The sequence below is a fragment of the Curtobacterium sp. C1 genome (assembly GCF_021049325.1).
Taxonomy (GTDB): Bacteria; Actinomycetota; Actinomycetes; order Actinomycetales; family Microbacteriaceae; genus Curtobacterium; species Curtobacterium citreum.
The window spans coordinates 223,343-243,740 of record NZ_CP088076.1 but is presented as its reverse complement, the minus strand read 5'-3'; the positions used below and the strand labels follow the sequence as shown (position 1 = coordinate 243,740).

Sequence of the window (20,398 nt, the reverse complement as noted above, 5' to 3'; positions counted from 1 at the left end):
CGGTCATGGACGGTCCCGCGACGCGCACGATCAGGCCGCTCGCGGAGTGGTGGTTCGTCGACGAGTCGAAGAGCCGGGGGTACCACGTCGTCGCGGTGGCCGCGGCGGAACCCCGACTCGCCGCTGTCAGGAAGGACCTCCGTGCGCTCTGCCGCCCCGGGCAACGACGGCTGCACTTCACCCGGGAGAGCGAAGCGTCTCGACGGCAGCTCACCGGCGCGCTGGTCCGGCTCCCGGTCCGGGCGCGGGTGTGGTCCGTCCGGGGCCGTGACGACAAGTCTGCCCGGATCGACTGCCTCGCCGCGCTCGTCGCCGACGCGAGCGCGGTCGGTGCCGCACGCCTGGTGCTCGAGCGTGACGCGTCCATCGAGGCCGCGGACCGCCGCATCCTCCGCGAGGAACTGCGGCGGGTGGACGACACGACGATGCGGTACGGCCACCTGGACGCGCACGAGGAGCCGCTGCTGTGGGTGGCGGACGCCGTCGCCTGGGCGCAACAGGCGGGCGGTGACTGGCCGCGCCGGTTCGCCCCGCTCGTGCAGCAGATCCGTCGGCTCGACCGCGAGACACGACGGTGACGGCCCCGAGATGTGCGCAGGCAGGGAGGCGCGCACAGCGCGGACGCCGGGAGACACGCGCCCAAGACACGCAGGCCCTTGTCGACACCGACCCTTGACGACACCGGCCCAGAAATGCGCGAGCCTGGCTCGTCGTACCGTCCGGAAGACTGCCAGGCTTACTTCGCCCGACACGGCCGGGCGCAGGTCCGATGATACATCAGACCGCGCGCCGCACCAGTGACCGCCGCCCTCACCGCAGCGCGACCCACACCGGGAACACCGCCGCCGCACTCCACGCCTGGGGCCGGCACGCCGCCGGGTAGGGCGCCGGTCGGGACACCTCGGCGGCGGCGTCTCCCGCGTGCAGCTCGGGCATCCGGAAGTCGAAGGCGACCGCCGCCGCGAGCAGCTGCTCGGCGAGCGCCCGCGCCTCGTCCCGGAAGCCCGAACTGGTGAGCCCGGCGACGACCACCGCGGTGTCGTGCGCCCACACCGAGCCGCCGTGGTAGCTCAGCGGCCAGTAGCCCGAGGCCGTCGTGGACAGGGTCCGCAGACCGAAGCCGCTCGCCATGTCCGGTGCGACGACCCGGGCGGCCACGACGGCCTCCTCGCGCTCGTCCAGGAGTCCCGTGCCGAGCAGGTGGCCGATGTTGCTCGTCGCCGAGTCGACGGCGTGCTTCCGGGCGTCGAGGGCGATCGCCGGGTGCGGCCCGACCGCGTCCGTCACCCAGAACGTCGCACGGAAGCGGTCGGCCAGGCGCGCCGCCCACGCCCGCCACTCCGGTCCCCCCGGCAGCCCGAACGCGTCGAGCAGGTCGGCGCCGTGCACGGCCGCCTCGTGCGCGTACCCCTGCACCTCGCAGAGCGCGATCGGGCCGTCGGCGAGCCGTCCGTCGCGCCACTGCACACTGTCGCCGGAGTCCTTCCACCCCTGGTTGGCCAGCCCGCGGCCGGACTCGTCGACGTACTCGAGCAGGCCGTCCCCGTCGGCGTCGCCGGAGTCCCGCATCCACGCCAGGGCGCGCTCGAGGGCGGGCAGGAGCGCCCGGACCTGGTCCTCCGGCAGGCCGGCCCGCCAGGCGTCGTGCAAGGTGCAGATCCACAGCGGGGTCGCGTCGACGGTGCCGTAGTACAGCGGCGGCAGCGAGATCTCGTCGTTGTCGACCGGCAGCGATGCCTGCCGGAGCTCGTGCGGGATCTTCCCGGGCTGCTCGGCGGTGGCGGGGTCGTCGCGCGTGCCCTGCAGCGCGGCGAGCACCCGGAGCGTGCTGCCGGCCACCGTGGTGTCGACCGGCAGCAGGAACCGGGCGGCCCAGAGCGAGTCGCGCCCGAAGAGCGTGAAGAACCACGGTGCCCCGGCGGCGAGGAACTCCCCCTCCGGCCGGCGCAGCCGCAGCGCGTCGAGGTCCTCGACGGCGCGGTCGAGCCATCGGCGGAGCCGGTCGTCCTGCACGCCCTGCGGCGCGTGGAACGTCCGCGGCGTGGTGGCGCCGACCGCCACGGCGTCCGGGGCCGTGACGCGGCAGTCCCAGGCGACCTCGACGGTCCGCGCGTGCGGCAGGCTCCAGGTCAGGACGACGGCGTCGCCGTCGGTGGTGACCGTGGCGCCGTCGGCACGCAGGGTCACGGACACCGATCCCGCCGTCCAGGAGGCACGGTCCGCGTCCGTCCCGCCGCCGTCGGCCGCGAGCACGGCCGGGACCGGCACCGGCGGTGCGCCGACCTTGACGGCGTCCATCCCGCTCGCGTCCGGCACGATCCGGACCGTCACGGTCCGTCCGGAGTGCTCGGCCGCGGGTTGCCCGGGGGCGAGCCGGTCCGTGATGCGCAGGCGTTCGTGGACGCCGTCGACGCGGACCGTCCGGATCCGGTCGAGCCGCACGTCCGGGTCCGCTCCGGGGCCGTCGAGCCCGCGGAGGAGCCCGGTGAACACGACCTCGCGGGCGCCCGTCGGCACCGTCGCCACGGGCTCCACCGACGACCCGGCGACGGCCAGAGTCACCGCCGAGACGACGCGCTGGTCGCCCGTCCAGTACCCGTGCACGGGGTTCGTGCCGACGTCGCCGTGCCGGTCGGACCACGCCTGGGTCGGCGCGGCGAGCACGACGACCTCGTCGTGGAGCAGGGGTTGCCGCGGCACCGCGTGGGCGGCCTGCTCGGCGGCGTCGGGCGGCGTGGTGGTCGTCGTCATGGTCACTCCTTGACCGCCCCGTCGCTGGTGTTCATGATGCGCCGCTGGAACACGAAGAACGCGACGGCGACGGGGATCGTCATCACGAAGGCGGCGGCGAGCTTGATCGGGAACTGGTTCCCGGCGCTCAGGGCGCCGGAGGCCAGCGAGGCGACGCCCTTGGTCAGGGTCGTCAGTCCGGGCGAGGACGCCGACACGATGAAGTGCGGGAGCTCGTTCCACGACCCCTGGAACGACAGGATCGTGATCGTCACGACGGCCGGACGGGCCATCGGCAGCACGATCGACCAGAAGGTGCGGAACACCCCGGCGCCGTCGATCTTCGCCTGCTCCTCGACGCTGACCGGGATCGACTCGAAGAAGTTCTTCATGATGAACACCCCGGCGGCGTCGACGAGCAGCGGGATGATCATGCCCGAGTACGAGTCGTACATGCCGAGCTGGTTGATCACGAGGAACTTCGGGATGAGCAGCACCACGGCGGGCACGGCCATCACCGCGACGATGAGCGCGAAGACGGTCTGGCGTCCGGGGAACCGGATGCGCGCGAGCGCGTAGCCGGCGAGCGAGTCGAAGAAGATCCGACCGAGCGTGACGACCACGGCGACGATCACCGAGTTCATCGTCCAGACGCCGAAGTCGGAGTTCTCGAAGAGCGTCCGGAACGCGGCGCCCGTCCAGGTGGTGGGGAGGGCGAGCGGGTGGAGCGAGGCGTCCTCGTCCGTCTTGAAGGAGTTGACGATCGCCACGTAGAACGGCAGCAGGTAGACGACCGCGATGACCGCGCCGACGACCAGCAGGACGATCCCGCGACCGGTGAGGCGGCGGGGCCCCCGGCCCGGGCCGGGCGCCTGTGTGACGGTGGCGGCGCGGAGGTCCGGCACCGTGCCTCCCGTCCGTGCCGAGGTGGGTGCGGCGGTCATCGTGACCCTCCCTGTTCGATCCAGCGCATCCGCCGTCGTGAGACGGGGCGGTCCCGCAGTGCCCAGCGCTGCAGCAGCGTGAAGACGACGATGATCCCGAACAGGATGAAGGCGATCGCCGCACCGACACCCCACTGCTGGCTCTGGAACGCGGACGTGTACGACAGGTACGCCGGGGTGAGCGTGGTGTTCGCCGGGGCGCCCTTCGTGCCGGTGTAGATCTGGTCGAAGACCTGCCACGTCCCGATCAGCCCGAGGGTGAGCACCGTGAAGAGCGTCGGGCGCAGCTGCGGGAGCGTCACGCGCCAGAAGCGTGTCCAGGCGCCCGCGCCGTCGATCATCGCGGCCTCGTCGACGTCGGCGGACAGGTTCTGCAGCGCCGCGATGAACAGCAGCATGAACGTGCCGCTCGTGGTGAACACGGCGAGCAGGATGAACGCGCTCATCGCGACCGACGGTCCCGCGGTCCACTCCCACCACGAGATGCCGAGCATCGTGTGGTCGGCGAGGAACGCCGGAGGCTGCCCCGCCCCGAGGTGGAAGATGCCGGTCGGCTCGTTGAACCAGTTCGGTCCGCGCACCCCGATCCACCCGATGATCGTGTTCACCGCACCGGAGGACGAGAACAGGAACAGCCAGAGCACGGTGATCGCGACCGAGCTCGTGACGGACGGGAAGTAGAACGCGGTCCGGAAGAACCCCCGCCCCTTCAGTGCCCGTCCGTTCACGAGGACGGCCAGGCCGAGGGCGACGGCGGTCTGCAGCGGCACGACGAACACGACGTACCAGAGGTTGTTCCGCAGGGCCGTGCCGAAGTTCTGCTCGTCGAGCCCGCCCCCGCCGAGGATCTTCGCGTAGTTCTCGCCGCCGACGAAGGACACGTCGGACGAGAACGGGCTGCCGACCCCGCGCCAGTTCGACACGCTCACCCATGCGGCCATGAGGACGGGCACGAGCAGGAACAGGCCGAGGACGATCACCGTCGGGGCGGTGAACAGCCAGCCCGAGACGGCTTCGCGGCGGTTCTTCCGGGACATCGCGGTCAGCCCTTCAGCGCAGCGGCCATGTTCTTCTGGACGCCCTCGAGCAGGGTCTGCACGTCGGTCTTCTGCAGGGAGCCGAGCTTCGAGTCGAAGTCGGCGACCACGTCCGACGTGCCGGCCTTGTTCGGCAGCCCCTGGGCGACGTCGGCCTGGTCGAGGAACGCCGCGTACTGCGGGTAGTCGCGCTTCCAGGTGCTCGCAGCGGACTCGACACTCGGCATCACGCCGAAGTCCTTCGCGAAGGTGAGCTGCTGGTCGGTGCTCGTCATCTTCTCGACGAACGACAGCGCCGCCTTCTGGTTCGGGGAGTCCTTCGCGATGCCCCAGCAGTTCGTGAACTGCAGGGTGCCGGCGCCCTTCGGACCCTTCGGCAGTGCGACGACCTGGTAGTCGACGCTCGGGTAGCTCGAGGACATCGCGCCGGTGAGCCAGTTGCCCTCGATGGTCATCGCGGCCTTGTTCTTCCCGAACGCGTCGCCGCCCCAGCTCTCGCCGAGGTCGCTCGAGAACTTCATCGAGCCGTCGTCGAGCAGGCCCTTCACGTAGTCGAGCGCCTGGACGTTGGCGGCGGAGTCGACGGTCGCCTTCGTCTGGTCGGCGTTCGTCAGGGCGCCGCCGGCCTGGGCCATGAACGCCCCGAGGCGCTCGACCTGCGGGCTGGTCGAGAGTCCGACGCGACCATCCCGGGTCAGCTTCTCGGACACGGTCTTCAGCTGGTCCCACGTCGTCGGGACGTCGGCGTCGGTCAGCCCGGCCGCCTTCCAGTCCGCCTTGTTGATGAACAGCCCCAGGGTGGAGAAGTCCTTCGGCGCGCAGTACAGCTTCCCGTCCACGGTGAACGACTTCGTCAGGGTCGGGTAGAAGTCGCCCTGGTCCTGCAGCTGGTCGCCGTAGGCCAGGAGCGAGCCGTTCGCCGCGTACCCGGCGAGCGACGACGTGCTGACGTAGAACACGTCGGCGGGCTTGCCGGAGGCGAACCCCTGCGCGAGCTGCTGGTCGAGGTTGTTGGCGGCCTGGACGCTCACGCCGGTCCCGGAGGACTTCGACCAGGCGGCGGCCGCGCTCTTGACCGCGGCGGTCTCGGCGTCGCCGGAGGAGCCGATGAGCACGGAGAGGGACTTGTCGCTCGAGGTGAGCCCCCCGGACCCGGAGTCCGAACCGGAGCCGCTGAAGCCGGAGCCGCAGGCGGAGAGGGACAGCGCTGCGGTCAGGGCGATCGCCCCTGCGGACAGCGCGCGAGCTGTGCGTCGTGACATGGGTCGTTGCATCGGGTACTCCTCGTCGAGTAATCGTTGGATCGTTCAATTTGATCGATCAAACGCCATCACGATACACCGCCGAGGCGCTACGGTGAACCCCATGTCGCAGCCCGCCACCGTCGCCGACGTCGCCGCGGTCGCCGGTGTCTCCCGGCAGACCGTGTCGAACGCGCTGAACCGGCCGGAGGTCGTCCGTCCGGACACCCTGGACCGAGTGCGCTCGGCGATCGAGACCCTCGGGTACCGCCCGCACGCCTCGGCACGGCGGCTGCGGACCCGGCAGAGCTCGACTCTGGGCGTCCGGCTCGAACCCGTGCACGGCATCTCCGGCGCGGTGCTCGACCGCTTCCTGCACGCCCTGGTCGAGCACGCGGACGCGCGGGGCATGCGGATCCTGCTCTTCACCGCGCGGGATGTCGACGACGAGCTGACGCACATCGAACGGCTCGTCGAGGGGTCCGACGTCGACGGCTTCGTGCTCACCTCGACGTTCCACGGCGATCCTCGGCCCGGGTGGCTCGCCGACCGGGACGTCCCGTTCGTGCTGTTCGGACGCCCGTGGGGGCAGTCGGCCGAGCGCGCCGACGTGCTGCCGTGGGTGGACGTCGACGGTCGGGCCGGCCTCCGGGCCGCGACCGCGCACCTGCTCGAGGCGGGGCACCGACGCATCGGGTTCCTCGGGTGGCCGAGCCCCTCGGGGCAGGGCGACGAGCGGCGCCACGGCTGGCAGGACGCCCTCGCCGCGGCGGGTCTGCCCGACCAGGTGCAGCTCGTCTGTGAGGACGACGTCTCCGCGGCGACCGAGGTCGTCGCCCGGGCGGTCGCGGACGGGGCCACCGTCGACGCGGTCGTCTGCGCATCGGACACGCTGGCGCTCGGGGCACGGTTCGCCCTCGGCCCGGACGTCCCGGTGGTCGGGTACGACGACACCCCGGTGGCCGAGGCCCTGGGGATCTCGAGCGTCGAGCAGCCCCTCGGTGACGCGGCCGCGGCGGCGCTGGACCTGCTGATGGGCACCGGCAGGTCGGTCCTGCCCGCACCGACCGGGCACCGCCTGCTCGAACCGACGGTCGTCTGGCGCCCCTGACCCGGACCCCGCGCCGTCCGACGGACGACCACGGTCACGATCCCGTCTCGGACCGGCAACGGTTCGGTACCGGCGACTCCAGCGGCTCAGCACCGTCGGTAGCGTCGGCAGCACCGCGGCACGAGAACGTCCGAGCCGCCGAGACCGGGGGACCTCATGCGCACCGCACGCACCACGACACTGCTCGCGACGATCGGGATCGGCGCCGCGCTCGTCCTGAGCGCCTGCACCGAGGGACCGGACGTCGTGACCACCCCGACGGCCTCGTCCACGCCGACGACGTCGACCACGCCGTCGGCGACGAGCACCCCGAGCGCCACGGCTTCGCGGACTCCGTCGAGCACCCCGCGGCCGACGTCCACCATCACCCCGGTCCCCGGCGTCGACTACGACGGCGGCACGGTGCCGTCCGAGTGCTCCGACCTGATCACGGCCGGCAAGTGGAAGTTCGCCGAGGCTCCGCTGAACGACCCGAAGGTCGTCGGTGACTCGTGGTCCCGCCCGAAGGACGCCTTCACGTCGGTCCTGCAGGCCGACGGCAAGCACCTGTCGTGCGTCTGGCGGGATCCACGGGCGGACATCACGAACCTGGTGATCGACGTGGTGGTGGTCGACTCGTCCCGCGCGTTCGGTGCACTGCAGGCGCTGCCCGCGAAGGGCTACGACTGCGCACACGTCGCCGAGGGATACCGCTGCCAGAAGGTCTCGCAGAACTCGCAGTACCCGGTCATCGACGGCGACACGTACTTCACCCGCGGCGACATCGGCATCCGCATCAGCCAGTCGAACACCCCGACGGACGGCCTGCTCGACGACGTGACGGCGCACGTCTTCGGCTGACGCCACCGACCGGCTGCCCCGCCAGCCGGCTGATCCGCCCGGCGAGCGAAGCGCCCGGCTCAGTCCGCCCGGGCCGCCGGTCGCGACCGCACGTGCGCCCGCTCGCCCTGGGGCCCGTACAGGCAGAGCACCTCGGTGACCTCGTCCGTGATGTTGCCCACCCAGTGCGGCGTGTGCGTGTCGAACTCGACGACCTCGCCGGGCCCGAGGTCGAACTCCCGGTCACCGAGCAGCAGCCGCAGCCGCCCGGACAGGACGTAGAGCCACTCGTAGCCCTCGTGGGTCTTCAGTGTCCGATCGCTGTTCGCGGGTTCCGGCGGGATGAGCTGCTTGAACGAGCGCACACCCCCGGTCCGCTTCGTGAGCGGGATCACCACCCGCCCGCCGTGCCGCTCGGGGCGCAGGTGGACGCGCGGATCCCCCGTCTGCGGCGCCCCGACGAGGTCGTCGAGCGGCACCTGGTACGCCCGGGCCAGCGGCAGCAGCAGTTCGAGGGTCGGTCGCCGCTGGCCGGACTCCAGCCGCGAGAGCGTCGACACCGAGATGCCGGTCTCCGCGGCGAGCGCCGCGAGCGTGACGTCACGCCGTTCGCGGAGCGCGCGCAGGCGCGGACCCACCGCGTCGACGACCTGGGCCGTCGTGCGTGGGGTGATCCGATCCTCCCGTCCGTGTGCCATGCCGGCCATGTTGCCAGACCGGCAAGATTCGTTGCTGATCTGGTCGAGCGCGCCGCACGCTGTGGTCATGTCCGATCACTTCGACGTCATCGTCATCGGCGGCTCGGCCGCCGGCCTGTCCGCCGCCCTGATCCTGGGGCGGTCCCGCCGCTCCGTCCTCGTCGTCGACGCGGGCGAGCCCCGCAACGCGCCCGCGGCCGGTGCGCACAACTACCTCGGGCGCGAGGGGGTCGCCCCCGCCGAGTTCACCCACATCGGACGGGACGAGGTCGCCGCCTACGGCGTGCAGGTCACGGCCGGGAGGATCGTGGCCACGTCCGCCACGGACGGTGACGGGACCGACCCGGTCGGTTTCTCGGTCACGCTCGACTCCGGCGCGGTCGTCACCGCTCGGCGGCTCGTCGTCGCCTCCGGCGCCGTCGACGTGCTGCCGGAGGTCCCAGGTCTCGCCGAGCAGTGGGGGCGCGGGGTCGTGCACTGCCCGTTCTGCCACGGGTGGGAGATCCGCGACCAGCGCATCGGGATCCTGGTGACGACTCCGAACGGGGTGCACCACGCGCTGATGTTCCGGGCGCTGAGCGACCGGGTGACGGCGTTCGTGACCGACCCGGCGCTCGTCGACGACACCGCCGTTGCTGGTCTCACGGCCCGTGGCATCGGGATCGTCGCGGGGTCGGTTGCCCGCGTGGTCTCCTCGGGCGACGTGCTGACCGGGGTGGAGACGGCGTCGGGCGAGGTCGTCCCGCTCGACGCCCTCGCCGCCGCCAGCACCGCCGAGGCCCGCGTCGGCTTCCTGGCCGGGCTGGGCCTGGTGGCGGAGGACGTCGTCGTGGGCGGCTCCCGGTTCGGGAGCGCGCTCGTGGTCGACGCCGCGGGGCAGACGGGCGTGCGCGGCGTCTACGCGGCGGGCAACGTGACGGCGCCGATGGCGACCGTGATCGCGGCGGCCGCTGCCGGGACGCAGGCGGGCGCGGCGGTGCACGGCGACCTGGTGCAGGCGGACCTGGCGGCGGCGCTGGCGGGGGTGGCGGCGGGAGCCGGGGCCGCTGCGGCCGCTGGCTGAGCGCGGAGGTTCCGGGCTGAGCGACAGTTCACGCCGTCCGCGGCCCGTGAGGTGTCGCCCAGCGCATGAACTCCCCGCCCGCCAGCGGACCGGGCGAGCCGGCGGCGGCCGACTGGCGGGGTGGCCGGCGGCGCGCGTCAGTCCACGCGGTAACCGGCCTGCGCGGCCAGGAGCGGCGCGAGGGCGTACAGCTGGTCGGCACCGATCGTCGCCCCGCGGAACCCCTCGAGCCGCTCCACACGGTCCAGGTCGGCGGCCCGCAGGTCGACGTGGTCGATGCGGGTGTTCGAACCCTCGGCGGAGCGGATGCGTGTGCCCTCGAAGGACACGCGGAGCAGTCGGGCGTCGGCGATGTCGAGTTCGTCGAGCACGCAGTCGCGGAACACCACGTCGGCGAGCGTCGACCCGCGGAGGTTCACGAACCCGAGCTTCATGCCGACGAACTCGACCGCGTTCAGCGTCGCGTCGTACAGCTCGGCGGACCCGACCCTGCCGCCGGCGACCCGGACCTCGCGCCAGGCGCTGCTCGAGGCGCGGAACACTGGGGCGTCGAGCGTCTCGACGACCGAGTCACGGACGCGCAGTCCGCGGAGATCGGTGCCGTCCGCGCGGAGGGTCTCGACGACGCACTCCTCGACCTCGAGGTCGGGCAGCCGCTCCCCGGCGACGTCGAGCACCGCGATGCGCTTCGCCTCGATCCGGTCGCCGGTGAGCAGGTCGCCGGGTGCCGGTGACCAGTCCCGCAGGTCGGTCGGCTCGGTCAGGGTGATCCGCGGGGCGTCGGTGCCGGTCGAACGTGCCATGCGCTCAGTCTGCCGGTCCGGTCCGACGCTGCGTCAGGCCGGACCGACGCTGTGCCGGTCCGACGCTGCGCCGTTCCGACGCTCGAGCACGCTGTCGAGCCGGTAGTCCTTCGCGGGACCCCTGGCCTCCCAACGCACCGTCCACCGATCGGCGACGCCGCCGAGCACCCCGGTGTAGTCGTCCGGCGCGCAGGCGTGCTCGACGACGGAGCCCCACACCCAGTCGTGGAAGACCTGGCCGTCGGCGAAGTGCACGGTCCAGTGCGCGTCGGCGCCGCGTCGGACGAGCAGCGTCCGGGACACCGTGGTCTCCCGACCGCCGAACCGCATCACGCCGGACTCGTCCCAGCGCACCTCGTCCGGACCGGTCAGCGTGAGCGTGGTGCGGCCGGTGACGGTCCCGCGGACACCGGCGGCCCGGTCGTCCACGGTCCGTGCGAGGTCCCAGTCCCCGAGCAGGTCCGTCGGCAGCAGCACCCCCTCAGGCTACGCGGCGTCACCCGCGCAGGGGTCCGGACGCGGGCACGCGGGCGCCGTCGGCGAAGCCGCCGACGAGTTCCCGCAGGGCGTCCTCCGCCGTGTGCTGCGGCGCCCACCCGAGCTCGGTCCGGGCCCGGTCGGTCCGCATGATCGGCACGCCGGCGGCGATGTCGAGCCACCCGGCGTCCGTCGGTTGGAGCCGGAGCCGCCAGGTCAGCGTGACGACCCCGCGCAGCAGGCGGAGCGGGATCCGCACCGCGCCGAGCATCCCGGCGGCCCGGGCCATCCGCGGCGGGGTGAGCAGCGGCGACGCCGCGATGTTGAACGCGCCGGCGGCCCGCCGATCGATCGCCCGCCAGAACGCGTCGGCGAGGTCGTCGGCGTGCACGGCCTGGAACACGAACGGCAGCGGCAGCGGCAGGACCGCGAACCGGGCCGCACGCACGACCGACATCGGGACGAGGTGCCCGAGGAACAGCCCACGGAGCTCCGCCGCGACCGACCGCTGGAACACCAGCCCGGGCCGGAGCCGGGTCACGACCACGTCCGGGTGCTCGCGCTCGAACGTGTCCAGTGCCCGTTCGTTCTCGGCCTTGTGGACCGAGTACGTCGCCGTCGGGATGCCGGTGGCGGGGAAGGACTCGTCCACCGGCGTCCGCTTGCCGTCCACGTCGACCCCGCGGTAGGCCCCGACCGACGAGGCCACGACGACCTGCTGGGCCCCGGCCCGGGCCACGGCGGCGAGCACGTTCGCCGCGCCCCGCACGTTGGTCCGGTGCTGCGCGGGGATGTCGTGCGTCGGCTGGAGCGCCCACGCCAGGTGCACGACGGCGTCGGCCCCGCGGAACACGGCGGCGAGCTCCTCGACGGCACCGTCGCCACCGACGTCGACGGCGTGCCAGACCGCGACGTCGTACGGTGCGACCCGGGCGTCGGGCAGCCGCCGGGCGACCCCGACGACCTGCAGCCCCTCGTCGGAGCCGGCCCGGCCGTCACCGGCGAGCCGGGCCGCCGCGAGCCGCCGCAGCACGGCGGTCCCGACGTTCCCGGTCGCCCCGACCACCACGACGCGCATCAGCCGTGCCCGTCCGTCACGCCGCCGCGGGCGCGAGCGACGGGTCGAGGACGACCTTGATGCAGCCGTCCTCCTTCTTCTGGAAGACCGAGTACATGTGCGGGGCGTCCTCGAGCGACACCCGGTGCGTGGTCAGGTCGAGCGTGCCGAGCGGGTCCGAGGGGTCGGACACGAGCGGCATCAGGTCGTCGACCCAGCGGCGGACGTTGCACTGTCCCTCGCGGATCGTGATCTGCTTGTCGAACAGGGTCATCATCGGCATCGGGTCGGCCATCCCGCCGTACACGCCGGACAGCGACACCGTGCCACCGCGTCGGACGAGGTCGATCGCCGCGTGCACCGCCGCCAGCCGGTCGACGCCCGCGGTCTCGATCGCCTTCTGCGCGAGCTTGTCCGGCAGCAGGCCGGCCGCGCGCTGGGCGAACCCGGCGACGGGGTTGCCGTGCGCCTCCATGCCGACCGCGTCGACCACGCCGTCCGGCCCGCGACCGTCGGTGAGGTCGACGAGCTGCGGCACGACGTCGTCGGACAGGTCGAACACCTCGATGCCGTGCTTCGCCCCGAGGTCGCGGCGGACCTGCTCGGGGTCGACGGCGAGCACCCGGTAGCCGAGGTGCTTGCCGATCCGTGCGGCGAACTGCCCCACGGGGCCGAGGCCGAGCACCGCGAGCGTCCCGCCCTCGGGCACGTCCGCGTACTGCACGGCCTGCCAGGCGGTCGGGATGATGTCGCTCATGAACAGCCACTGGTCGTCCGCGCCGGTGTCCGGCACCTTGATCGGGCCGTAGTCGGCGTGCGGCACGCGCAGGTACTCGGCCTGCCCGCCGGGGACCTGGCCGTACATCTTCGTGTAGCCGAAGAGCGAGGCGCCGGTGCCGTACTCCTTCACCTGCGTCGTCTCGCACTGCGACTGGAAGCCGTGGCGGCACATCCAGCAGTGGCCGCACGAGATGTTGAACGGGACGACGACCCGGTCGCCGACCTTCAGGTTCGTGACGGCGGAGCCGACCTCCTCGACGATGCCCATGGGCTCGTGCCCGAGGACGTCGCCCTTGTCGATGTACGGGCCGAGCACGCGGTACAGGTGCAGGTCGGAGCCGCAGATGGCGGTCGACGTGATCCGCACGATCGCGTCGGTCGGCTCCTGGATGGTCGGGTCGGGGACGGTCTCGACGGACACCTTCTCGGTGCCCTGCCAGGTCAGTGCGCGCACGTCGCGCTCCTCTCGTGGTCGCGTCGGGCCGGCCGGGAGGCACGGCTCGTCTCCCTCTCGTCGGTACCCGCCCGCCCCGTGGCGCGTTCCCAGCCCCGCCCGCGCGCCCCGCTGTTCCACCGATCCGCGCGTCGCAGGCCGATCCGCGCGTCGGAGGCCGATCCGCGCGTGGGAGACCGATCCGCGCGTCGGAGACCGATCCGCGCGTCGGAAGCCGTTCCTTCCGCCACACGACGCGCGGATCCGCCTCCGATCACGGGCGCGATGGGCTCGAACGTGGCCGATCGGCCAGTCGGTCTCCGCCCGTCCGCCGATGCGCCCGGTGCCGCCCACCCGCCACGCTGGCTCCGATGGACCACCGCACCACGCGCCGCAGCCTGCTCACCGGGGCCGGAGCGCTCCTCGCCGCCGGGGCGCTCGCCGCGTGTTCATCCGAGCCGCCCCGGCGGGCGCCGAGCGCGACGCCGACGCCGACACCGACAGCCACCCGGACACCCACGGGCACGCCCACACCCACACCGACCCCGACCCCGACCCGTCCGGCACTGACGAAGGTGCCGCTGCCCCGGGGGACCGTGACGGGTCTGCCAGCGGGGACGCCCGGGATCGCGTGGACGGTGGACGACGGGGCATCGTCGGACGTCGTCGCCGCCTACGCCCGGTTCGCCGCCGAGACCGGCACACGCCTGACCTTCTTCGTCAACGGCGCCCGGCCTGCGTGGACCGAGCACGCCGACCTGCTGCGGCCCCTCGTCGCCTCCGGGCAGGTCCAGCTCGGGAACCACACGTGGGACCACCCCGCCCTGACGAAGCTCGGCGACCAGGCGGTCCAGGACCAGCTGACGCGGAACCACGCCTTCATCCAGGACACCTACGGCGTGGACGCGAAGCCGTACTTCCGGCCGCCGTTCGGCTACCACGACGCCCGGGTCGACCGGGCGGCGGCGGCCGTCGGCTACACGACCCCGCTGCTCTGGTACGGGACGCTCGCGGACTCCGGGGACATCACGTCCGACCAGATCGTCGGCTTCGCGGAGCAGTGGTTCCAGCCGGCGCACATCGTCATCGGGCACGCCAACTTCCCGGGCACCATCGGCGCGCTGCCGCGGCTCCACGCCCTGCTCGAGCAGCGCGGCCTGGCGACCTACACGCTCGACGACGTGTTCTCCCACTGACCCCGGCCCCACGCGAGTCGCTTCCCGGCGATCGGTCCCGCAAGACGCAACGCTGGCGGTTCCTCGCAGCGGAATGTCGCTGCGAGAAACCGCCGCAGTTGCGTTTTGCGAGCCGGCGGACGGACGAGCGGGCGAGGCGGGCGCGGGCGGGCGGTCAGGCGCGCAGCCGGTCGCGCTCGGCCGGGGGCAGGTGCTCGGTCGCGGTCGCCCGTGCCGCCGGGGTCAGGAACCGCCCGTGCCGCTCGAGGAACGCCACGAGCGCCGGCTCGGACGCCCGCTTGCCGGTCTCGCGCAGGACCCACCCGAGCGCCGACTGCACGGTGTCGCTGCGCTCCCGGACGAGCCGCCCGACGATCCCGAGCGGGACCTCGGCGTCGCCCTGCTTGGCGAACGCCAGGGTCGCCACGACCGCGATCCGGCGCACCATCGCCACGTCGGACTTCACGAGCGCGAACAGCGGCCCGGTCGACCCGCCGACGAGCGGAGCGCCGACGAGCTCTTCCGCCGCGAGGTCGACGAGCGTGGTGTCGTCGAAGCGCTCCGACTTCGCAGCGGCGAGGTACTCGTCCGTCAGCTCGGCGTCCGGCCGCGCCCGCATCGCCTGCACGAGGAGCACCACCGCGACGAGCCGCGCGCCGGGGTCCTCGCTCCAGAGCAGGGCGGAGCGCTCCCCCGCGTCGAGGTCGGCGAACTGCCGGGCGACCCGCCGCGCCGCCGCCACGTCCCCCGGGGTCCGCGCGAAGGCGACGAGGACGTCCTCGGCCGACGCGCCGTTCACGGGGTGACCTCCTGCATGCCGCAAGTCTGGCAGCCCGGTCGCCACGGTCCTCCCGGCCGGCCCGACCGACGACGTGGTCAGGTGCGGTCCGCGTCCGAGCCGGGACGACGACCGGCGCGGCGCTCGCCGCGCTGCTGCAGGGCGGCGAGCACGAGGAAGAGCACCCCGACGGCGAGCAGCACCGCGGTCGTCGAGACCGCTCCGCCCATCGTGATCGAGGACAGCAGGCTGAGCAGCCCGATCACGGTGAACGCCCCGCCGACCAGGTACCCGGCCTTGACGCTCACGAACCAGCGCGGCCGCCCATCGGTGTCGGCCCGGCGGTTCTCGTCGTCCTGCCGGCTCCGCCACGCGGGTCCGCGCTTCCGGAGCACCGTCGCCCAGAGCAGCACGGCACCGCCTCCGAGCACGACGAACATCGCGGACAGGCCCGCTGCGACCCCGACCCGCCCCTCTGCCCAGAGCGGGGCGAGCGTGACGAGGCCGACGACCGCGACCGCGGCGACCACCCACGGCATGACGTTCCGCGCCCACGACTGCTGCACGCGCGCGGCACCGCGGTCGACGCGCAGGAACCGCCGCTCCCACGGCGCACGCTCGGCCTCGGGCTTGTGCATGATGCGCCCCTCGAGCGCCACCACGACGACCACGACCACCAGGGCGATCCCCAGCACCACCCACACCACGGTCTGCATGGCGCGGAGCGTACCGGCGACCTGAGCGCGGCTCACGGCGAGCCGTACCCCGCTCGGGTCAGCGCACGGCGGAGTCGGTGGCTGTCTCTGCGCCGGTATCGACGTCCGGCGCAGCGTCGACCGTGCCGGACCGGCGTGCCGCGGAACGCCGACCGCGGACGAGCACGATCACCGCCACGAGCACCAGGAACCCGGCGAACAGCCACGTGCCCACCTGCGGGTCGACCAGTCGCGCGATCCACGCCCCACCCGGCGAGCACACCGCCGCGGTCACGCCGACCACGAGCCCCACCCGCAGGTCGACGGCCCGGCGCCGCAGGTTCGCGACCGTGCCGGAGACCGCGGTCGGCACCATGGTGAGGAGCGACGTGCCCTTCGCGAGCAGATCGCCGGCCCCCAGGGCCACCTCGAGTCCGGGCACGATGACGACCCCGCCGCCCACCCCCACCAAGCCGGAGAGCGCCCCGGACAGCAGCCCGAGGGCGAGCAGGACGAGCGCCTCGACGACACCGAAGTGCACGTCGCCGCCGCGGGTCGGGACGCTGGTGAACAGCGACACGAGCACGACCGCGATGAACCCCACGAAGATCCACGGCAGCACCCGGAGCGGCAGCCGTCGCAGGAGCCGTGCGCCGAGCGGGGCCCCGACGACGCTGCCCACCGCCAGGGTGAGCGCGGCGAGCCAGTGCACCTCGCCCTGCACCCCGTAGGTGACCGCACCGACGACCGCCGCCGGGGCGATCGCCACGAGCGACGTGGCCGAGGCTCGGCGCTGGTCGAGGTGCAGGAACGCCATGAGCGCGGGCACCACGACGACACCGCCGCCGACGCCGAACAGCCCGGAGAGGACGCCGGCGACGACGCCGACCGCGACGAGGACGGCGCTGCGGCCGAGGCGGGAGGACATCGCCACCAGGGTACGTCCGAGGTGTTACGCGCCCGAAACACAATGTGTACAAAAACGAGTCACGATCCGTGATTGTATGCAATCACCGCACTCCTGAGCGTGACTCCACAAGAGTCGCCACGCACACCGCAGCTCCAGGAACACGATGTCCCAGACCTCCCCCCGACGCCGCCGGACACTGCTCGCCGTGCCCGCCGTCGCCCTGGCCGCCACGCTCGCCCTCACCGCCTGCGTCCCGGTCCAACGCTCGAAGGCCGGCGGCGCGACCGCCGGCACCGTCACGACCGTCCCGATCGGCGACCAGCAGGTCCGCGAGGGCGGTGACCTCGTGATGGCGCTCTCCGCCGAGCCGGACCGACTCGACCCGACCACCTCGTCGTCGCTGTACACCCGGTACGTCATGGAGACGATGTGCCAGAAGCTGTACGACATCGACGCCGAGGGCACGGTCGTCCCGATGCTCGCGACCGAGCTCCCGACGGTCTCCGACGGCGGGAAGACCGTGACGTTCCCGGTGCACACCGGGTACCGCTTCGCCGACGGCACCCCGTTCGACGCGGACGCCGTCGTGACGACGCTCGAACGCAACCTGACGAAGGACGACTCGAGCCGGAAGAGCGAGATGGGCCCGGTGTCGAGCATCGACGCGGTCGACGACCACACCGTCCGGATCCGCTACGCGACGCCCTTCGCCCCGATCACCGCCGCGCTCGCGGACCGTGCGGGCATGGTGATGTCGCCGACGGCGCTGGAGCAGGAGGGCGACGGCTTCGGTGATCACCCGGTCTGCATCGGCCCGTACAAGTTCGTCGAGCGCGTCCCGCAGACGTCGATCACGGTCGAGCGCGACCCGCAGTACCACGACCCGGCGAGCGCGCACTTCGACCGGATCACCTACCGGATCATCACGGACGCGAGCATCCGCGCGCAGAACCTGAAGTCCGGCGACGTGCAGGTGGCCGACTCGATCTCGACCCAGGACGTCGACGAGCTCATGCGGCGGAAGGACCTCAGCGTCCTGCGCACCGGGTCGCTCGGCTACCAGGGCATCACGATCAACCTGGCCAACCAGGACGGCGTCGGGACGGACCCGGAGCCGCTCGACACCCCGCTCGCCACGCAGCGGACGGTCCGGCAGGCCCTGTCGATGTCGATCAACCGCGCCGAACTCGTGCAGAGCGTGTTCCGCGGCTGGGCCGACGTGGCGTGCTCGCCGATCCCGGACTCGAGCGTGTTCGCGACGGACGCGAGCAAGGCCTGCCCGGAGTACGACCCCGAGCGGTCGAAGCAGCTCCTCGAGCAGGCCGGCGTCGAGCAGCCGTTCCCGATCGAGATGGAGGTGACGAACACCCCCGACACCGTGCGGTTCGCCCAGGCGCTGCAGGCCCAGGCCCGCGCCGGCGGCTTCGCGATCACGATCACCCCGGTCGAGTACACGACCCTGCTCGACGACCAGACCCGCGGCGACTTCCAGGCGCTCCAGCTCGGCTGGTCAGGCCGGGTGGACCCGCACGGCAACATCGGCTCGTTCCTGGGCACCGGCGGCGGCAACAACTACCCCGGGTACAGCGACCCCGACGTCGACGACCTGATCAGCCGTGCGGCCCAGGCCACCGACCAGCAGGAGCGCGCCGACCTGTACGGGCAGCTCGTGACGAAGGTGCAGCAGGACGACCCGATCATCTACCTCTACCGGACCCGGAGCATCACGGGCGTCAGCAAGGACGTCGCCGGGGTCTCCACCTACGCCGACGGCGTGGTCCGACTCAGCCAGGCGGCGTTCGTGGAAGGCGGCAGCAAGTGATCCGGTACGTCGTGACCCGACTCTGGCAGGCGGCGCTCACGCTCGTCCTCGCCTCGGTCGTCGTGTTCTTCGGGGTCCGGCAGCTGCCGGGCGACCCCGCCCTGGCCCTCGCCGGTGAAGAGGCGAGTCCCGAGCGGCTCGCGGCGGTCCGCGCGGACCTCGGACTCGACGACTCCCTGCTCGTGCAGTACTGGCGCTTCGTGGTCAACGCGCTGCAGGGCGACCTCGGCCAGTCGACGCGCACGGGGACGCCCGTCACCGAGCTGCTCGGCTCGACCCTGCCGGTCACGCTGTGGCTCGCGCTGTACGCGATCGTCGTGGCGGTCGTCGTCGGGGTCGCCCTCGGCACCCTCGCCGAGCGGTACCGCGGCCGTTGGCCCGAGTGGATGGCGAACGCCGCCGCGCTCGTCGGCCTGAGCGTCCCGAACTTCTGGCTCGGGATCCTGGCGATCGTGTGGCTCGCCGCGGGGCTCGGCTGGTTCCCGGCGTCCGGCTACGTCGCGGTGACGAGCGACCCCCTCGGCGCCCTGCACCACCTGACGCTGCCGGCCCTGATCCTCGGGACCTCGCTCGCCGCCGTGATCATGCGGCAGACCCGTGCCTCGATGATCGAGACGATGAAGACCGACTTCGTCCGGACCGCCCGCGCGAAGGGCCTCAGCCGCCCGCGCGTGCTGTTCCGGTACGGCCTGCGCAACTCGATGATCGTCGTCGTGACGATCGTCGGCCTGCAGCTCGGCGGGCTCATCTCGGGCGCGGTCGTCACGGAGCGCATCTTCGCGCTGCCGGGCTTCGGCAAGCTCACGCTCGACGCCGTCTTCACCCGCGACTACCCGGTCATCCAGGCCGTCGTCCTCGTGATCACCCTCGGCTACGTCCTCATCAACTTCGCCGTGGACGTCCTGTACTCCGTCATCAACCCGAAGATCCGCGTGGGGGGCACCGCATGACCACCATCACAGCGCCGTTCGACCTCGGGTCGAGCCGCGGTCGCGTCTGGAAGCAGGTCCGGACGAACCGCCTCGGCATGACCGGCGGCATCATGCTCGCCGTCGTCGTCCTCGCCGGGGTCACCGCCCCGCTCGTCGCACCGTACGACCCCACCACGACGCACTTCGACCTGCCGTTCCAGGTGCCGTTCACCGTCGGCTTCGGCCTGGGCACCGACGACCTCGGGCGCGACATCCTGTCCCGCACGCTGTACGGCATCCAGGTCTCGCTCGTCGTGGGCGTCCTGTCGGTCCTGCTCGCGGTCGTCGTCGGCACCCCGCTCGGGCTGCTCGCCGGGTACTGGCGCTGGCTCGACGCGATCATCAGCCGTCTGACGGACGTCGCACTCGCCTTCCCGTTCCTCATCATCGCGGTCGGACTGGCCGCGATCAGCGGACCGAGCCTGACGAACGCGGTGGTCGCCATCGGCATCTCGCACGTCCCGGCGATGATCCGCATCGTGCGCGGCGAGACCCTCCGGATCACGAGTGCCGACTTCGTGACGAGCGCGAAGACGCTCGACGCGGGCGGCGCGCGGATCATCCTGCAGCACGTCCTGCCGAACTGCGTCTCGGCGATCATCGTGCAGGCCACGGTGATCATGCCGGTCGCGGTCATCGGCGAGGCCCTGCTGTCCTTCCTCGGCCTCGGCATCCAGCCGCCCACCCCGAGCCTCGGCATCATGCTCTCGGACGCGCAGCAGTACCTCGGCCAGGCGCCGTGGGCCGCGGTCGTGCCCGGCGTCGCGATCGCCGTCGTCTGCCTCGGCTTCAACCTGTTCGGCGACGCCCTGCGCGACGCCCTCGACCCCACCGCCTCGGACCGGAAGTAACGC

The 20,398-nt window shown here is 72.7% G+C and carries 20 protein-coding genes; 8 read left to right on the top strand and 12 right to left on the bottom strand.

Annotated features, from left to right (window positions below):
- Window positions 1-5 precede the first annotated feature (5 nt).
- Window positions 6-578: a hypothetical protein gene (locus LQK89_RS01250; RefSeq protein ID WP_058742073.1), complete on the top strand. Its 573-nt coding sequence runs from the start codon at window positions 6-8 to the stop codon at window positions 576-578.
- 232 nt (window positions 579-810) lie between these two features.
- Here LQK89_RS01250 and LQK89_RS01245 read toward each other — a convergent pair whose 3' ends face one another.
- The 4 genes from LQK89_RS01245 to LQK89_RS01230 are packed head-to-tail and all read right to left on the bottom strand — an operon-like array spanning window position 811 to window position 5,973.
- Window positions 811-2,751 (bottom strand): amylo-alpha-1,6-glucosidase, encoded by a 1,941-nt coding sequence (locus tag LQK89_RS01245; protein ID WP_231049911.1) that lies wholly within the window; start codon window positions 2,749-2,751, stop codon window positions 811-813.
- Between the two features lie 2 nt (window positions 2,752-2,753).
- Complete coding sequence (locus LQK89_RS01240) at window positions 2,754-3,674, bottom strand: carbohydrate ABC transporter permease (RefSeq protein ID WP_083519970.1); 921 nt, start codon at window positions 3,672-3,674, stop codon at window positions 2,754-2,756.
- Complete coding sequence (locus LQK89_RS01235; RefSeq protein WP_058742075.1) at window positions 3,671-4,711, bottom strand: carbohydrate ABC transporter permease; 1,041 nt, start codon at window positions 4,709-4,711, stop codon at window positions 3,671-3,673. The genes LQK89_RS01240 and LQK89_RS01235 overlap by 4 nt, the downstream gene beginning before the upstream one ends.
- Before the next feature lie 5 nt (window positions 4,712-4,716).
- Window positions 4,717-5,973: an extracellular solute-binding protein gene (locus tag LQK89_RS01230; protein ID WP_231049910.1), complete on the bottom strand. Its 1,257-nt coding sequence runs from the start codon at window positions 5,971-5,973 to the stop codon at window positions 4,717-4,719.
- A 103-nt stretch (window positions 5,974-6,076) separates the two neighbouring features.
- On the opposite strand from LQK89_RS01230, the gene LQK89_RS01225 reads away from it, so the two are divergent.
- Window positions 6,077-7,063, top strand: a complete 987-nt coding sequence (locus LQK89_RS01225; RefSeq protein WP_231049909.1) for a LacI family DNA-binding transcriptional regulator — start codon at window positions 6,077-6,079, stop codon at window positions 7,061-7,063.
- Window positions 7,064-7,219: 156 nt separating this feature from the next.
- Window positions 7,220-7,903 (top strand): hypothetical protein, encoded by a 684-nt coding sequence (locus LQK89_RS01220; protein WP_231049908.1) that lies wholly within the window; start codon window positions 7,220-7,222, stop codon window positions 7,901-7,903.
- A 59-nt stretch (window positions 7,904-7,962) separates the two neighbouring features.
- Here the strand turns inward: LQK89_RS01220 and LQK89_RS01215 are convergent, their stop codons facing one another.
- Window positions 7,963-8,589 (bottom strand): helix-turn-helix domain-containing protein, encoded by a 627-nt coding sequence (locus LQK89_RS01215; protein ID WP_431605132.1) that lies wholly within the window; start codon window positions 8,587-8,589, stop codon window positions 7,963-7,965.
- 58 nt (window positions 8,590-8,647) lie between these two features.
- On the opposite strand from LQK89_RS01215, the gene LQK89_RS01210 reads away from it, so the two are divergent.
- Window positions 8,648-9,643 (top strand): NAD(P)/FAD-dependent oxidoreductase, encoded by a 996-nt coding sequence (locus tag LQK89_RS01210; RefSeq protein WP_231049906.1) that lies wholly within the window; start codon window positions 8,648-8,650, stop codon window positions 9,641-9,643.
- A gap of 137 nt (window positions 9,644-9,780) precedes the next feature.
- Here LQK89_RS01210 and LQK89_RS01205 read toward each other — a convergent pair whose 3' ends face one another.
- The 4 genes from LQK89_RS01205 to LQK89_RS01190 are packed head-to-tail and all read right to left on the bottom strand — an operon-like array spanning window position 9,781 to window position 13,214.
- Window positions 9,781-10,446 carry a pentapeptide repeat-containing protein gene (locus LQK89_RS01205; RefSeq protein WP_231049905.1) on the bottom strand — a complete coding sequence of 222 codons (666 nt, stop codon included), beginning with the start codon at window positions 10,444-10,446 and terminating at the stop codon, window positions 9,781-9,783.
- A gap of 33 nt (window positions 10,447-10,479) precedes the next feature.
- Window positions 10,480-10,923 carry a DUF6314 family protein gene (locus LQK89_RS01200; RefSeq protein ID WP_231049904.1) on the bottom strand — a complete coding sequence of 148 codons (444 nt, stop codon included), beginning with the start codon at window positions 10,921-10,923 and terminating at the stop codon, window positions 10,480-10,482.
- A 19-nt stretch (window positions 10,924-10,942) separates the two neighbouring features.
- The gene (locus LQK89_RS01195; protein WP_231049903.1) at window positions 10,943-12,001 is read right to left on the bottom strand and encodes an NAD-dependent epimerase/dehydratase family protein; all 1,059 of its coding nucleotides are present in this window, start codon (window positions 11,999-12,001) and stop codon (window positions 10,943-10,945) included.
- 16 nt (window positions 12,002-12,017) lie between these two features.
- Window positions 12,018-13,214, bottom strand: a complete 1,197-nt coding sequence (locus LQK89_RS01190; RefSeq protein ID WP_174779114.1) for a zinc-dependent alcohol dehydrogenase — start codon at window positions 13,212-13,214, stop codon at window positions 12,018-12,020.
- A 350-nt stretch (window positions 13,215-13,564) separates the two neighbouring features.
- Between LQK89_RS01190 and LQK89_RS01185 the strand changes: the two genes are divergently transcribed.
- Window positions 13,565-14,389 carry a polysaccharide deacetylase family protein gene (locus tag LQK89_RS01185; protein ID WP_231049902.1) on the top strand — a complete coding sequence of 275 codons (825 nt, stop codon included), beginning with the start codon at window positions 13,565-13,567 and terminating at the stop codon, window positions 14,387-14,389.
- A gap of 154 nt (window positions 14,390-14,543) precedes the next feature.
- Here the strand turns inward: LQK89_RS01185 and LQK89_RS01180 are convergent, their stop codons facing one another.
- From LQK89_RS01180 to LQK89_RS01170, 3 genes are all read right to left on the bottom strand, one after another.
- Window positions 14,544-15,167, bottom strand: a complete 624-nt coding sequence (locus tag LQK89_RS01180) for a DNA alkylation repair protein (RefSeq protein ID WP_231049901.1) — start codon at window positions 15,165-15,167, stop codon at window positions 14,544-14,546.
- Window positions 15,168-15,244: 77 nt separating this feature from the next.
- Entirely contained in the window at window positions 15,245-15,862 is a 618-nt protein-coding gene (locus LQK89_RS01175; protein WP_231049900.1) for a hypothetical protein, read from the bottom strand.
- A 58-nt stretch (window positions 15,863-15,920) separates the two neighbouring features.
- Complete coding sequence (locus LQK89_RS01170) at window positions 15,921-16,769, bottom strand: sulfite exporter TauE/SafE family protein (RefSeq protein ID WP_231049899.1); 849 nt, start codon at window positions 16,767-16,769, stop codon at window positions 15,921-15,923.
- Window positions 16,770-16,914: 145 nt separating this feature from the next.
- Between LQK89_RS01170 and LQK89_RS01165 the strand changes: the two genes are divergently transcribed.
- Genes LQK89_RS01165 through LQK89_RS01155 form a run of 3 tightly spaced genes read left to right on the top strand, consistent with a single transcriptional unit; the run spans window position 16,915 to window position 20,395 of the window.
- Window positions 16,915-18,573: an ABC transporter substrate-binding protein gene (locus tag LQK89_RS01165; RefSeq protein ID WP_231049898.1), complete on the top strand. Its 1,659-nt coding sequence runs from the start codon at window positions 16,915-16,917 to the stop codon at window positions 18,571-18,573.
- A complete protein-coding gene (locus LQK89_RS01160; protein WP_231049897.1) occupies window positions 18,570-19,523 on the top strand; it encodes an ABC transporter permease in 954 nt (317 codons plus the stop codon). The genes LQK89_RS01165 and LQK89_RS01160 overlap by 4 nt, the downstream gene beginning before the upstream one ends.
- Window positions 19,520-20,395: an ABC transporter permease gene (locus LQK89_RS01155; protein WP_174779119.1), complete on the top strand. Its 876-nt coding sequence runs from the start codon at window positions 19,520-19,522 to the stop codon at window positions 20,393-20,395. Before LQK89_RS01160 ends, LQK89_RS01155 begins: the two co-directional genes overlap by 4 nt.
- The last annotated feature ends 3 nt before the right edge of the window (window positions 20,396-20,398 follow it).